The sequence below is a fragment of the bacterium genome (assembly GCA_008933615.1).
Classification (GTDB): domain Bacteria; phylum CLD3; class CLD3; order SB21; family SB21; genus SB21.
Genome location: WBUR01000046.1, coordinates 1 through 13418 on the forward strand (window position 1 = coordinate 1; position 13418 = coordinate 13418).

The 13418-nt window shown below is 45.2% G+C and carries 16 protein-coding genes; 3 read left to right on the forward strand and 13 right to left on the reverse strand.

The window, feature by feature from the left end; genetic code table 11:
* Positions 1 to 160: 160 nt before the first annotated feature.
* The 3 genes from F9K33_14360 to F9K33_14370 form a co-directional block, all read right to left on the reverse strand.
* Positions 161 to 415: a hypothetical protein gene (locus tag F9K33_14360; GenBank protein KAB2878083.1), complete on the reverse strand. Its 255-nt coding sequence runs from the start codon at positions 413 to 415 to the stop codon at positions 161 to 163.
* 117 nt (positions 416 to 532) lie between these two features.
* Positions 533 to 1192: a TlpA family protein disulfide reductase gene (locus F9K33_14365; GenBank protein ID KAB2878084.1), complete on the reverse strand. Its 660-nt coding sequence runs from the start codon at positions 1190 to 1192 to the stop codon at positions 533 to 535.
* A 14-nt stretch (positions 1193 to 1206) separates the two neighbouring features.
* Entirely contained in the window at positions 1207 to 2448 is a 1242-nt protein-coding gene (locus F9K33_14370; protein KAB2878114.1) for an aminotransferase class I/II-fold pyridoxal phosphate-dependent enzyme, read from the reverse strand.
* Positions 2449 to 2754: 306 nt separating this feature from the next.
* Here F9K33_14370 and F9K33_14375 point away from each other — a divergent pair, with 306 nt between their 5' ends.
* Positions 2755 to 3450, forward strand: coding sequence for a hypothetical protein (locus tag F9K33_14375; protein KAB2878085.1), 696 nt, complete (start codon positions 2755 to 2757; stop codon positions 3448 to 3450).
* A 73-nt stretch (positions 3451 to 3523) separates the two neighbouring features.
* Here the strand turns inward: F9K33_14375 and tnpA are convergent, their stop codons facing one another.
* From tnpA to F9K33_14410, 7 genes are all read right to left on the reverse strand, one after another.
* A complete protein-coding gene (gene tnpA, locus F9K33_14380) occupies positions 3524 to 3985 on the reverse strand; it encodes an IS200/IS605 family transposase (GenBank protein ID KAB2878086.1) in 462 nt (153 codons plus the stop codon).
* 211 nt (positions 3986 to 4196) lie between these two features.
* The gene (gene accC / locus F9K33_14385; GenBank protein ID KAB2878087.1) at positions 4197 to 5708 is read right to left on the reverse strand and encodes an acetyl-CoA carboxylase biotin carboxylase subunit; all 1512 of its coding nucleotides are present in this window, start codon (positions 5706 to 5708) and stop codon (positions 4197 to 4199) included.
* 154 nt (positions 5709 to 5862) lie between these two features.
* Positions 5863 to 6528 (reverse strand): cell division ATP-binding protein FtsE, encoded by a 666-nt coding sequence (ftsE, locus tag F9K33_14390; GenBank protein KAB2878088.1) that lies wholly within the window; start codon positions 6526 to 6528, stop codon positions 5863 to 5865.
* Positions 6528 to 7403, reverse strand: coding sequence for an SPOR domain-containing protein (locus F9K33_14395; protein KAB2878089.1), 876 nt, complete (start codon positions 7401 to 7403; stop codon positions 6528 to 6530). The genes ftsE and F9K33_14395 overlap by 1 nt, the downstream gene beginning before the upstream one ends.
* Entirely contained in the window at positions 7291 to 7641 is a 351-nt protein-coding gene (locus tag F9K33_14400; GenBank protein ID KAB2878090.1) for a DUF971 domain-containing protein, read from the reverse strand. Before F9K33_14400 ends, F9K33_14395 begins: the two co-directional genes overlap by 113 nt.
* Positions 7632 to 8393, reverse strand: a complete 762-nt coding sequence (locus tag F9K33_14405; GenBank protein ID KAB2878091.1) for an alpha/beta fold hydrolase — start codon at positions 8391 to 8393, stop codon at positions 7632 to 7634. Before F9K33_14405 ends, F9K33_14400 begins: the two co-directional genes overlap by 10 nt.
* Before the next feature lie 7 nt (positions 8394 to 8400).
* The gene (locus F9K33_14410) at positions 8401 to 8793 is read right to left on the reverse strand and encodes a hypothetical protein (protein KAB2878092.1); all 393 of its coding nucleotides are present in this window, start codon (positions 8791 to 8793) and stop codon (positions 8401 to 8403) included.
* Between the two features lie 140 nt (positions 8794 to 8933).
* Between F9K33_14410 and F9K33_14415 the strand changes: the two genes are divergently transcribed.
* Together F9K33_14415 and F9K33_14420 are read left to right on the forward strand one after the other, a co-directional pair.
* The gene (locus tag F9K33_14415; GenBank protein ID KAB2878093.1) at positions 8934 to 9557 is read left to right on the forward strand and encodes an XTP/dITP diphosphatase; all 624 of its coding nucleotides are present in this window, start codon (positions 8934 to 8936) and stop codon (positions 9555 to 9557) included.
* The gene (locus tag F9K33_14420) at positions 9554 to 10276 is read left to right on the forward strand and encodes a LarC family nickel insertion protein (GenBank protein ID KAB2878094.1); all 723 of its coding nucleotides are present in this window, start codon (positions 9554 to 9556) and stop codon (positions 10274 to 10276) included. The genes F9K33_14415 and F9K33_14420 overlap by 4 nt, the downstream gene beginning before the upstream one ends.
* Positions 10277 to 10399: 123 nt before the next feature.
* Here the strand turns inward: F9K33_14420 and F9K33_14425 are convergent, their stop codons facing one another.
* From F9K33_14425 to F9K33_14435, 3 genes are all read right to left on the reverse strand, one after another.
* Positions 10400 to 11869: a magnesium chelatase gene (locus F9K33_14425; GenBank protein ID KAB2878095.1), complete on the reverse strand. Its 1470-nt coding sequence runs from the start codon at positions 11867 to 11869 to the stop codon at positions 10400 to 10402.
* 81 nt (positions 11870 to 11950) lie between these two features.
* A complete protein-coding gene (locus F9K33_14430) occupies positions 11951 to 12571 on the reverse strand; it encodes an OmpH family outer membrane protein (GenBank protein ID KAB2878096.1) in 621 nt (206 codons plus the stop codon).
* 18 nt (positions 12572 to 12589) lie between these two features.
* Positions 12590 to 13417 (reverse strand): hypothetical protein, encoded by an 828-nt coding sequence (locus tag F9K33_14435; GenBank protein KAB2878097.1) that lies wholly within the window; start codon positions 13415 to 13417, stop codon positions 12590 to 12592.
* Position 13418 lies beyond the last annotated feature (1 nt).

Here is a 13418-nt window from a genome sequence, read left to right on the forward strand (position 1 = left end):
GCCACGCTGGGCGACAACGAAATTGCAGCTGGTCAGCATGACGAGTAATGCCGCCGCGAAAGAAAACTTTTCAGTGGTGAGAAATGTTTTCATGGTTAATCTCCTTATAAAGGTTGATGTCGTGATCTGCTCCTTTATACAGGATTGCGGCGTGAAAGTTTCAGTTTTCCTTTTGTAATAATTCTTTGATCTTTTCGGCGAGCAGAGGTTCACGGAGGGCGGCGATGGCTTTGATAAATTCCGGAGGCGCTCCTTTGAGCGCCATTTCCTTAATAAAAGAATTGATGAGCGATTTGCGGTCGAAATCCTTCATGGAGACCACCGTCGTGATAAAAGAATGGATTTTCGGATCCTCTTTCGCGACACGAATAAGGTTGACGAAAACTTCATCGGCGCTTAATGGTTTTTCTGACATAAAAATTCTCTTTTATTGAGAAATGAAAAATTTTACCGCGGAGACACAGAGACCACCGAGATGCATGGATTAGAATTCCGCGTGTCTCTGTGGTTAGTAATTACAAATTACGAATGATCACTCCGCCAACAATTCTTTCACCAACTTATCCAATTTTCCCGTCGTGCCGAAAAGTTGATGGCGCAAAACACCTTTTTTATCAATAAGCAAGCTGGTCGGCGTGCCGTTCATGACGTAATTTTCAAATGTTTCAGCCGTGTATTCCTGTTGCAGAACGTAATCGCGTATCCGCGCGCGAATCCGCATCTGCTCGCCGTAGCTGAATCGTTCAAATTTCGGAATTTCATGTTCAATGATCTTGATAACTTTTTGATCGACGTGCTCCGCGTCGTGGGATACCAGATTATCCATCGCAACAGGAAATGGAATCATGTAGCGTAATTTATTACCGTCGAGCCAATCCCGTTTTTTCAGCGTGCTTAAAGTTTCACCGACAACCTCGCCGGTTTCCATTAGTCTTTTCAGGTTCTGCAGGTTATTCTTGTCAAAATCTTCGAAAGCGGTGGCGAGGCCTAAAACGGTGAACGGTTCCTCGCGATATTTTGCATACGCTTCAATCGCTTCCGGGAGTCCATAGAGAAAACAGCCGGGACAATTGACCTGAAATACTTCTACTAATACCACATTTCCGCGATGAGCGCTAATATTGGTCGGGCTGCCCTGCACCCATTCGGAAATTTTCAGATCCGGAGCCGGGCAATTCAATTTCATAGTCATGCGTTGCCTTGAGGTTATTTTATTTTTTCCAATGCGGTTTTTACTCTCGGTAACGCGGCTTCGATATCTTTTATTGACACCGCGCCGACCGACAAGCGGAACCAACCCGTATCGCCTTCATAACCGAATGCCTGAAAATGAACGACGCCAAATTGCGCTTCGTGAAGCAGATACTTCCGGATTTCTTCGTTGGTAGTAAAGACGCCGCCATGCGGATTTTTTTTGCCGATGAGATTGAAGCGGGCCGTGAGATAAATAGCGCCCATAGGAACAATTGACATAACAGGGAATCCCAGACGCTCCAAATCAGAAATACCTTTGTGTAAGAGGTCAAGGCGTGTCTCGAGCCCGGTCTTCATGGTCTTATGATACTCTTCAATGACCGCAGGCTGCATAAGCAGGTCAGCTGTGCCCATTTGCTCCGCGCGAGGAGCCCATGCGCCAACGTGCGTAAGCATGGCCGACATACGCTGGATGATGTCATCCGGCCCGGCGCTCCAGCCCACGCGCACACCCGTGGCCGCGAAAGCCTTGGAAATTCCGTCAACAAAGATCACGTACGGCGCGAGTTCCGGCCGCAAAGAAACCGGGTTGAAATGCGTTGTCTTGCCAAAAGTTAACATCCAGTAAATCTGATCAAAGAGAAGATAAAGCGGCCTTTGTTTTCCTTCACGGCTGCGGTTTTCTTCCAAAACAAGATCGCAAATTCCTTCCAAGGCTTCACGCGTGAAAGCCGTTCCGGTCGGATTGAGCGGCGAGTTGAGTGTGATGAGGCGCGCATCTTTCACATGATCCTTTAACAGGTCGCGTGTCGGGAGAAACGCATTCTCGGCATGGCAAGGTACTGAAATGCCGTTCGCGCCGACCATATGTGTATAATAGTGGTTATTCCACGACGGAGTTGGAAATATGACTTTATCGCCGCGCGATACCACCGTCCGGAAAAGGCTGTAAATGATCGGGCGGGCGCCGCCGCACACAATGATCGATTTTTCAGGATAATCCAGCTGAAAACGATCGATGTAGAATTTTCTTATGGCCGAACGTAATTCCGTCACCCCTTCGAATGGAGGATAGTTGGTCTGCCCGTTCTGGTAGTGACGATGAATCGCCTCTTCCAGAAATAGAGGAATTCGAAATTCGGTCGGACTGAAATCGCCAACTGTCAAGTTACACATTTTATGTCCCTGTGCCGACAGTGCACGGATCTCGGAGGCAATTTTTAAGATTTCCGATCCGGACAGACCTTCGGCCATGGCCGAAAAGCGTCCGTTTTCTTCATATTTCAAGTGACTTTGTACATTGATTAATGTTTCCATTGCAAAACTCCATATTTAAAAACAGCTGTCCCAGTTTCAGAAAACGCGCTAATATATAGAAAAATTGTCTAAAATCTAAAGAAAAAAGACTACCAGGAATGAATTTTTTGTATTTTGAACAAATAAGAGCCTCTCATTCAAGAATAATGATTACTACATTTCCCTTGCTTTTTTAATGGTACCAATGTTATACTCCGCCGACCCTAAACCCAATTACTAGTTTATTAAATTGAGGAGAATTTCATGTTAAAACGATTGTTAATGTTGACGGTGCTGGCGGCCTTCGTAAGCTGCGGCGGCAAAGTGAGTTCGGTCGACGAATTCGCGCGTTTGGTCGGCACGATCCAGAATAAGAACAAAGAGATCGGCGAAAGAAACAAAGAGATCATGGATGCCGTTCAGAAGTTTAATGCCGAACGCAAGCCGGATGAACAGATCGTATTACCGGACAGTTTGATGGGATTGAACAAAGAACAACTGAAGTTGGTACAGGAAATGGTTACCAAAGAGCAGGATGCTACGTATAAAGGATTGCTCAATCAGGTGATCGATAAGAATAACCAGATCCAGAAATTATCTTCGGATCTGGAAGACATCAAATCGAAACTGCCGAAACCTTACGTGGTAAAAGGCGGCGATTCGCATTACAAAGTATGTTTTGAATATCTGACGAAAGAAAAAAATATTTCGGCGGATAAGGCAAACGAATTACTTCAACAGACCTTTTTGGCGGACGATGTATTGGAAGGATTTAATATCTGGTTGTATTATAATGACGGCGTTTTCGGAACCTTCGTAAGCCAGGGCAGCGTAAGAATTTCGCCGAATGCTTTTAAGAACATCATTCGTAAGAGCCAGATTGAGGCAGCCAAAGCGAGCGGACGTGAAGAAGCGATCAAAGAAATGCAGGGAAGTGAAATACCTGTTGAGCAAAAATAATCTTGGTTAAATTGTCATATCGAAAAAAGGCTTCGCATCAGCGGAGCCTTTTTTTTGTTAGATTAGTTACGCTTTAATCATGCCAAGCAAAGAGATATTTTTCATCGTACGCGATATCAAATTTTGTAAGTAATTCCACATATTCTTCTTTGAATGTTCTTTTTTTGTGATGTGTTTTTTGGTTCAGGATATATTTAATGACCGTATTTAATTGAGAATGGCTGCATGAAAATGCACCAAAACCTTCTTGCCAGTTGAATTCGAGTTTTGTGAACCCTTTTTCTTTTATGAATTTGTTGGTTGATTTTTTTATTTCTCTGATCAAATCGGACAAACAGCAGGATGGTTTCATACCGATCAAAAAATGAATGTGATCGGGCATTCCATTGATCGTCAGCATTTTCTGTTGTTTATTTTGAACGATTCCGGTGATGTATTTATAGAGTTCATTTTCCCATTGAGGTTGAATGAGCGATTCCCGGTTTTTGACGGAAAAGATCACATGAATATAGATTTGTGAAAAGGTATCAGCCATAAGAATAATTTAATTGATTGAACCCGGAGGGTTCAAATGTTTATAGAAAACAATCGAATAGATTATTCGACCCCGTAGGGGGTCGTATGTTCAATTTGAATATTGTTGCTATAAATATATGAAGCCTCCGGCTTCATATATTAGTGCCGATAATTTATAACGTTACGGGAATAAAATCTAACATATGGCATGTGTTCGAATTGCTGTTAAACTAATCCATCCTTGCTTTTCTCCCGGCCCACTTCCATTTATTGCTGCTCGCGGGTTCGGACGAAATTTTAATCGTTTGCGATTTTTTATCGCGGTTTCGAATGTAGTCATGTACTGCGGCGGCAACGGCCGCTACCATGTCTTCCTTATACTTTAATTTGTCGGGTGAAAATTCCTGCACAACAAATCCCGTGTCAAAATGCCCATCAATGAACTTCTTATTTTCCATGACGAATAAACAAAAGGGGATTGTGGTCTCCACACCGACGATGACGTATTCACGTAAAGCGCGCCGCATGCGCTCAATCGCTTCCCCGCGAGTTTTGCCCCATGCGGCTAATTTAGATATCATCGGGTCGTAATAGATCTGAATTGTGTCGCCTTCAAAAATTCCGCTGTCTTCACGGATGCCGGGGCCGTAGGATGGTTCCAGATGTTCGATCCTTCCGATCGACGGTGCAAAATTATTTTCACAGTCTTCCGCGTAAATACGGCATTCGATGGCGTGCCCGTCGATTTTAATGTCGTCTTGAGCGAAAGGTAACTTCTCGCCGGCCGCAATCAGAATCTGCTGGCGAACCAGATCGATCCCGGTCACCATTTCCGTAACGGGATGCTCCACTTGCAAGCGGGTATTCATTTCCAAAAAATAATAATTGAGGTCGGCATCGACGAGAAATTCGATGGTGCCTGCGCTGAAGTATTTTGCTTCACGCGCCAATGCGACGGCGGATTCTCCCATACGTTGGCGCATTTCAGGAGTGACAATGGCGGATGGCGATTCTTCGATGACTTTTTGGTGGCGGCGCTGGATAGAACATTCGCGCTCGCCGAGATAAACGATGTTGCCGTGTTTATCGCCTAAAATCTGAATTTCAATATGCCGCGGCCGGGTTACATATTTTTCGATATACACTGTATCGTCTCCGAAAGCAGAACGCGCCTCGCCTTGCGCCCGGTCGATAGCGTCGTTCAGTTCAGACTCCTGCATCACGACACGCATTCCTTTACCGCCACCGCCGGCTGCCGCTTTGATCAGGATCGGAAATCCGATGGATTGGGCAACGGCCATCGCTTCTTCTTTGCTTTGAATTCCGGACTCCGTTCCGGGAACGGTCGGCACACTGCATTTTTTGGCTAATTTGCGCGCTTCGGTTTTATTTCCCATCATCGCCATAGAGGACGCGGAAGGACCGATGAAGATAATTCCATTATCACGAACTAGTTTTGCAAAATCGTCATTTTCACTTAAAAAACCGTATCCGGGGTGAATGGCGTCCGCCTTGGATTTTTTTGCGGTATCGATAATGTTTTCCATCACGAGATAACTTTTGGCTGATGGGGCTTCACCGACACAATAGGCTTCATCGGCAAGCCGAACGTGCGCAGAGGTGCGGTCGGCTTCTGAAAATACGGCTACGCTGACGATACCCATCTCCCTGCATGCCCGGATAATTCGAATAGCAATTTCGCCGCGATTGGCTATAAGAATTTTCTTGATCGAACGTTTCATGAGAGTGAAGCCTTTGCTATTTCAATATTATTCAGCCACAAAAAAGAAACCTTACCACGGAACACAGTAACACAGATGTTCACGTAGTAAACCTTTTTATCACATTTCCTTTGTTTCTCTGTGGCCTCCGTGTCTCTGTGGTGAAGTAGATACGCTAGTTCAATATTTCGGAAGAAACCAATGTTCCTTTTTCCATGCGGATAATACGCTTGGGGATATTTTTTACAATTTCATGATCGTGCGTTGCCATGATAATGGCCGTTCCCTTTTCATTAATCTTAAGGAGCAACTGCATGATCTCCATAGATGTTTCCGGATCCAGATTTCCTGTGGGTTCGTCTGCGAGTATAACGATGGGATCGTTAACAAGCGCGCGGGCGATGACCACACGCTGCTGCTCGCCGCCGGAGAGTTCATACGGCATTCGATTCTTTTTGTTGGACAGTCCGACTTCTGCGAGTACCTTCATGACTTTTTTCGCTACTTCATTTTTTGGCGTATCGGTGACCATAAGGGCAAACGCAATATTGTCATAGACGGAACGGTCGCGCAGCAGACGAAAGTCCTGAAAGACGATGCCGAGTTGGCGGCGAAGGAAGGGTATTTCTTTCTTTTTCAGATTTTTCGATTCAAACTCACCGATGCGAATTTCGCCGCGTGTCGGCAGCAGGTCCATATACAGCAGTTTAAGCAGCGTGCTTTTTCCTGCGCCGCTGGATCCGAGCAAATATACAAATTCACCGGGTTCAATGCGGAGTGAAACACCGGCCACGCTGGATTTTTCATTGTAGACGACGTACACGTCGTTTAATTCGATCATTATTCTCCATGCCTTACGATAAAAGATTTCGGATAAAACGTCTGTATTTTCTTTTTCAATTCGTCTGCCTGCCCGCGTTCCGCAAATCCGCCAACCCAAACTTTCCAGGTTTTGTCTACGAGTTCAATTGATACTTGCTCTTTGAACCGAGATTCCGCTTCAGCTTTGGTCTTCTGGGCAGAAGCTTCATTTTGGAAAGAGCCTATTTGCACCCAAAAGGCAGGGCCGGCGGGCGCGTATCGTCCCTTCATTTCGTTGATCCAAGCGTCAGGGTATCCGGATTGAATAAATTTAGCTTTGGCCGCCTCGGCGTCGGCATGCGTAGGATATGCGCCAGCCCACACTTTCCATTTGCCGTCCTGATCCTGCACCATATATACTTCTTTATTTTCCGGATTGGAAGATAATTGGACATAGTTCTTATAGGCATTCTCGGCGCTGCCCGCAAAAACCTGAATCCGGTATTTTGCAAAAGTCGTCGGCGCGATCTCTTTGTATTCAACCGGCATCGCTACGGCCGTATCTGAAATGTCAGCCGTATCTGGCGGAATGAATTCATCGTTGGGCAGTTTTTCGTCTGCCAAAAAATCTAATCTCTTGTTTTTATTCTTTTCTGATTCCTCCAGCGCTTTTGCAAAATCGGCGTCCGATTTTTTTGACGGTTGCGTGGCCGTGCATGAGGTGCAAACAAGAACACTCACAAGAAATACAATTCCTCTTTTCATAAAGCATGCCTTCGTTGATGAAGATATGATAAATATTTTACTCTGTTTTCCATTTTGATACACATTCTCCGCATAAGCAATTGCTGCGTAAGTAAGTATACGAAAATATACCGGTATCATGCTGATCAGACCATGTGAAACGCAGCGCATACCGCCCTACCTCCTGAACGTCACTCATAGCAATATCTTTGAAACGAGCGATATCCATGGAGCCGTCGTTTACCGGCGCGCCGCCGTGTTTCGTTCCATCGCAGTTCGCGCAAGGGCAAATGGAACGCAAATAATCGAAGCCGTATTCGCTGGAATGATTATCGCCCCAGACGATCGACATTTTTTTTCCGCTGCGGTCGATGGTGACGTCTACCGCCGTGAGTTCCTTTATTTGCATAGTTCCTTAATAAATTGAATGGAGGCGTTTTGTACGGTTAATTTGTCGTAATCGACGGTTGCAATATGATAACTATTTTTTAGAACTATTTGTTTTTTATTTGCCGATCTGAGCGCACGGAACATAAGCGCTTGGTTTTTGAATTCAAACGTATGATCTTGTTCAGCATGGATAAGTAGAACAGGGCATGAAACGTAAGATATGCGTTTGCGCAGTTTGTTCAATAAATGTTGAAGTTGCATAATGCTCTTGACGGGCATAAGATCGTAGTGAACTTCCGTTTTTTTTGCAACCGGGTCTTTGATATCCGGGCCGTCATGTTTTTTGATGAATCGGATAAAATAACTTAACAAAGGCAGCAATCGGAGTTTCCAGTCGAATAATTTAATTCCGGATGAAATCGTTATTACGCCAGAAACAGGATGGAAAGAAGACGCATAAAGGCATAAACAACCGCCCATGGACTGGCCGCAAAGGAATACATGGGCATAACGAGTTTTCAATTCGTTCAGTTTATTTTCAACGGCTTCAAGCCATTCCGTCCATTTTCTTTTTTCCATGTCTTCAGGAGTTGTTCCATGTCCGGGAAGCAATATTCCTGCCGCGTCAAAACCTGCTTTGTAGAATTTTTCACCAAGTTCACGCATCGAGTGACAGGAGGAAGTGAATCCGTGCACGAGTATAACTAAAGTCGTGTGTGAAGGCGATGCAAAAAAAAACGGCTCTGCTCCCTTCATGATGTCATGGGTCAAGATGAACCTATTTGAATTGTTCTAATTTTTTTTGAATAGCCGTAATGTCAATGCCGTCCATGGTGCCTTCCGTCGACAGTTTCTCAATGAGCATGCCGACACTGTGAACCGCCTCGTTGATGATTGCAATGGTGTTGGCATTTAAAACCGGCCTTCCTTCCTTTGCGGCTTTAAAACCGTCCTCAAGAAGACGTCCGATCTCTTCGATCGGCGTCAGGCCGAGCATACGCGCGGCGCCTTTCATGCTGTGCGATGTGCGATGGAGCAGTTCTATCGCAGCGGGATTCGTTGGGTTTTTTTCGATCTCTTTCATTTTGTCGGTAAGCACGGCCAGGTTTTCTGCGCTTTCGGCTTTGAACACCGCCATGATCTCCATCATATCTTCTTTTGAAAATTCCATCGGCACCTCGTATGAATTTTGTAACAATGGAATGTATATGTTTTGTCAGAAAACTTCAATCTTAATCATGCAAACAAATTGCATTTGAAACTTAAACTAAATTAAATACATTTGAAAAATTTAATTTGAGAAAAACTAACATGCATTCGATCATATTAGCCACCGGCAATAAGAAAAAAATTGAAGAGATAAAAGAAATTTTGACGGACATGTCTATCGAATTGCGCACCACGCTGGAATTTCCGAATCTAAAAGATGTGGTAGAAGATAAAGAGACGTTCGTTGAAAACGCGCTGAAAAAAGCTCGAGAAGTTTATGCGGCGACGGGAATGAACGCGCTGGCTGATGACTCGGGGTTGGAAGTGGATGCGCTGGACGGAAGGCCGGGCGTGTACTCCGCCCGTTATGCCGGCGATGGACATCCCTATGCGGAAAATAATAAAAAAGTGTTGGGTGAACTTGCAGGCATTTCAGACGGAAAACGAACGGCGCGGTTTCATTGCGTTCTGGCGTACGTTGGAACCGATACAGAGGGAAAATATTTTGAGAAGCTTTTTGACGGTGTTTGCGAAGGGCTCATCAGCCATTCCCCCATTGGAGATTTCGGTTTTGGTTATGACCCGATTTTTTTTGTTCCAGAATACGGAAAAACCATGGCGCAACTTGACCCGGAAATCAAAAACCGAATCAGTCATCGCGGCAGAGCGCTGGAAAAATTCAAGGAATACCTGAGAGCGGAACAACAAGCAGAAGGTGAAAAATGAGAATAGCGTTTATTGACTGCACTTCGGGTATCAGCGGCGATATGGTGCTTGGCGCACTGCTTGACGCCGGATTGTCATTAACCGTATTGAAAAACGAACTGGCCAAACTGCCGATACGTGAGCCGTTTGAATTGTCCATACGTCAGATTCGGCGCGGCGGCGTTTACGGAATAAGAATCGAAGTTGTTTGTCGCGAAAAGCAAACTCACCGGCATTTGCACGATATTGAAGCGATCATCGGAGAAAGTTCTCTTGATGCGACATGTAAAGATCAGGCGATGAAAGTTTTTACCAACATTGGAGAAGCCGAAGCGGTTGTTCATAAAACGTCGGTTGAAAAAGTTCATCTGCATGAAGTTGGCGCCATAGATTCAATCCTCGACGTGGTAGGGTGCGTGATCGCCCTTCACAAGCTGGGCATAGAAAAAATTTACACCACGCCGATCGCACTGGGCGGAGGAACGGTCGAATGTTCTCATGGTATTATCCCGGTCCCGGTTCCGGCAACCGTAGAACTACTCAGAAATTATCCGGTTATCCGCAACGAGAATATTTCGGGTGAATTATGTACTCCGACCGGAGCCGCGCTCGTGAAAGCTCTTTCTTCAGGTGTGGAAGAGGAAATCCCCATGCTCATACGCGCAGTGGGCTACGGAGCGGGGAGTAAGCAATTTGATGGAATTTTGGATCTGCTGTCCGTTACTATCGGGGATATGTAGTCTATCGTCGGCAAATACTCAGAGCAACATATTTATCGAATGAAAAACATTAAACACTAAACAAAAAATACTTAAGAACTTTTTTATTTTTCATTTCTTGTTGTATGTTTTTTTGGTTTCTGCTTATTCCTCTTTATCCCAATTGATTTTACCGAGCATACTGCCCATCATATCTTTGTAGCTGACGTGCGACTCAACCCAGTCTTTACTGAGGGAGGAATTTTGATGTAAACCTTCCAGAACAAATTCCATCGCGGAGGCAACTTCAAACGGATCGGACGCATTCACTTTCATGTGTTTAAATGCGACTTCCTTCAGTGACGGAACTGAATTCAAAAGATCAAAATATTGCTTAAAAGGCGTATCATTGGAGATCTCAATTCGATGGCCGCCTGCAAACCATGCGAGTATAGGCTGATAAGCCGGCAGATCTTTTTTGGCAAGAGGATCGGGGAAATAGTTTTTGAAAACGGATTTGATGGCGCGGCCGATCAGAACTTTGGCGACAGTAGCCATGCCTTGTTGCTCGCCTTCATACACCAGTTCAATCTTGCCGGTAATGGACGGAATCAAATAGTACAGGTCACAAATGCGCGGGAAAGATTTATCTTCTTTATGCAGAATGGCGCGGCGTTCTGCGGTACTGATCAGATTCTCCAGACAAGAAATTGTAAGACGCGCGCTGACCCCGGATTTGTGATCGATGAATTCACTCGCCCGCGCCTGAAATGCGATGCTTTCAATAATCTCTTTAAAATAAAAAGGCACGGGAACGTCTCCGGCATCGCGTTTTTGCCAGGCTTCCTGTTCCGTAATATGCATTCCGTCTTCGATGGTCAAAGGATAATGAGTGAGTATTTGCGAATCGATTCGGTCTTTCAGCGGCGTGATGATGTTGCCGCGATTGGTATAATCTTCAGGATTGGCAGAAAATACGACAAGAATGTCGAGCGGGATACGGATATTGAATCCGCGAATTTGAAAATCTTTTTCTTCGAGGATATTAAATAAACTGACCTGAATGCGGGGCTGTAGATCCGGTAATTCATTGATGGCAAATATCCCACGGTTACTGCGGGGAATAACGCCGAAGTGCATGACGCGTTCGTCGGCATAATGAAGTTTCTGCGTAGCGGCTTTGATAGGATCGATATCGCCGATAAGGTCGGCAACGGTCACATCCGGGGTTGCAAGTTTTTCGCCGTAACGCTCCTCACGCCCAAGCCATCGAATTTCCGTTTGGTCGCCGTTTTTTTCAACCATGTCGATCGCAACCCGTGAGATCGGCGCAAACGGATTGTCATTCAGCGGCGCGTCTTTGATAACGGGAATTTCTTCGTCAAGCAAATTGACCAAACTTCGTAAAATACGCGTTTTGGCTTGTCCGCGCAGACCGAGCAGAATAAAATCGTGGCGTGATAATACGGCATGAATAAGTTCCGGTATCACCGTCTTATCGTATCCGATAATGCCGGGGAAAATATTTTTTCCCTCTCGCAGCAGTAGAATCAGATTGGAACGGATTTCTTCTTTGACGGGTTTAACTTTATAACCGACTTTTTTTAGTTCGCCGATCGTCTGAGGTTTGGACATGTGATACCTTTCAATAAAAATAAGATTTGCCAGACTTATCAAATCCGGCAAATCTATTAACCGGCAAATCAACCATCAATATTACTTCTTCGCTGAATCTGCACTACCCGTATCAAACGGCACCGGCATCGTCGGTGGAACCTTGGCATTAAGTTCCGTTAAAATCGTGTCCGTCAGATCCGCGCCCGAATCGCCGTACACAACAAGCCCTTCCATCGGCGTTCCGAGAATCACCGTGAAGCCATGATCTTTGCCGTACTTATTAATGAAATTGCTGATATCCTGGAAGATCGGCTCAAGCAATTGAGCTTGTTTCTGCTGAAGCGCCTGCTGATGGCCCTGTTGCAGCTGATAAAATTCATTTTGCTTTTTCTGAAATCTTTCGATCTGAGGTGCGAGCGCTTGCTGCGTTAAGACCTTCAATTTATTCTGCAGATCGGTATCCATAGCCTGAAGTTCCTTATAACGGCCTTCCAGTTCTTTCTGTGCGCCGACGGATTCTAATTGCATCCGTTGTTGTACGGCCATTGCCGGTTTATATTGTGCAAGCAGTACATCGGATTTGACGTATCCGATCTTCACACCTCCGTGGCCGAATTGAACCGACAGCAGATAGATCACGGCGATCAGGGATAATCCTGCCGCTGCAAAAAATGCATAGGTTAACTTGGTCATTTTGTCGTTGGACATTTCATTAGACATGTTATTCTCCTTTAGTGGTTATTGAATAATGTATTTTTTATGTTGCGCGGATATAAGCTGACTGATATTCATCAGCACCGGATAAGCCTCAACGTCGTTCGCTATCGTCTCCACGGCGGCCGATTTGACCGCTACCGTTTTTCTTTCATCAAATACGGCGAATTTGAAATTGCAGCGTTGAAAAAGTTCGATCAGCTGTGTTTGCAGAAAGGGATCTTCGAATATCGCCTGGATGGCGTCTTTATCATAGTCGGAAAAAACGATACCGTGTTTTTGATATGAATATTTTCTGGAGTGTAACACGACCGGCGCATAAAATTCCACGTCCAATGATTCCCGGATATCGGCCAGAGGATTTACAACCGCCATAATAAAAGGCTGGCCGACGCGGATAGCAATGGTCAGCAGCGATTGTTCGCCGATAATGGTCTTGCGGTCGGAGTATTCCTTTCCCAGGTAAACGAGCGATGTTCGGATTTCCGTTTGGCCGTCACGAACGGTGTAGCTGTATCCGCGTTCCGTGACGATCTGAGACTGTTGAAAATATTCTCTTTGAAAATGCGCCAGATGGGCTTCGTTATTGATCGAAGCAATTTTAAAAATATCCAGAGTGTCGCGGTCGTCCATGACCAGCACCCAAAATTTTTTCAGGAACCAGGCCAATGCCGCCACCGCCACTGCAAAACTGATCAGAAGCCACAACGCCTTGTTTTCACCGCGCGTCGCCTGCATGACCGTGAGGGCTATCAGATATATCCCAAGCACAATCACGCACGTCATGGCCAGGTTACCCAGCCATTTTTTAAGAAAAGAAAGACGGTGCGTTTGAAAATTAAGAAGCGTCAAG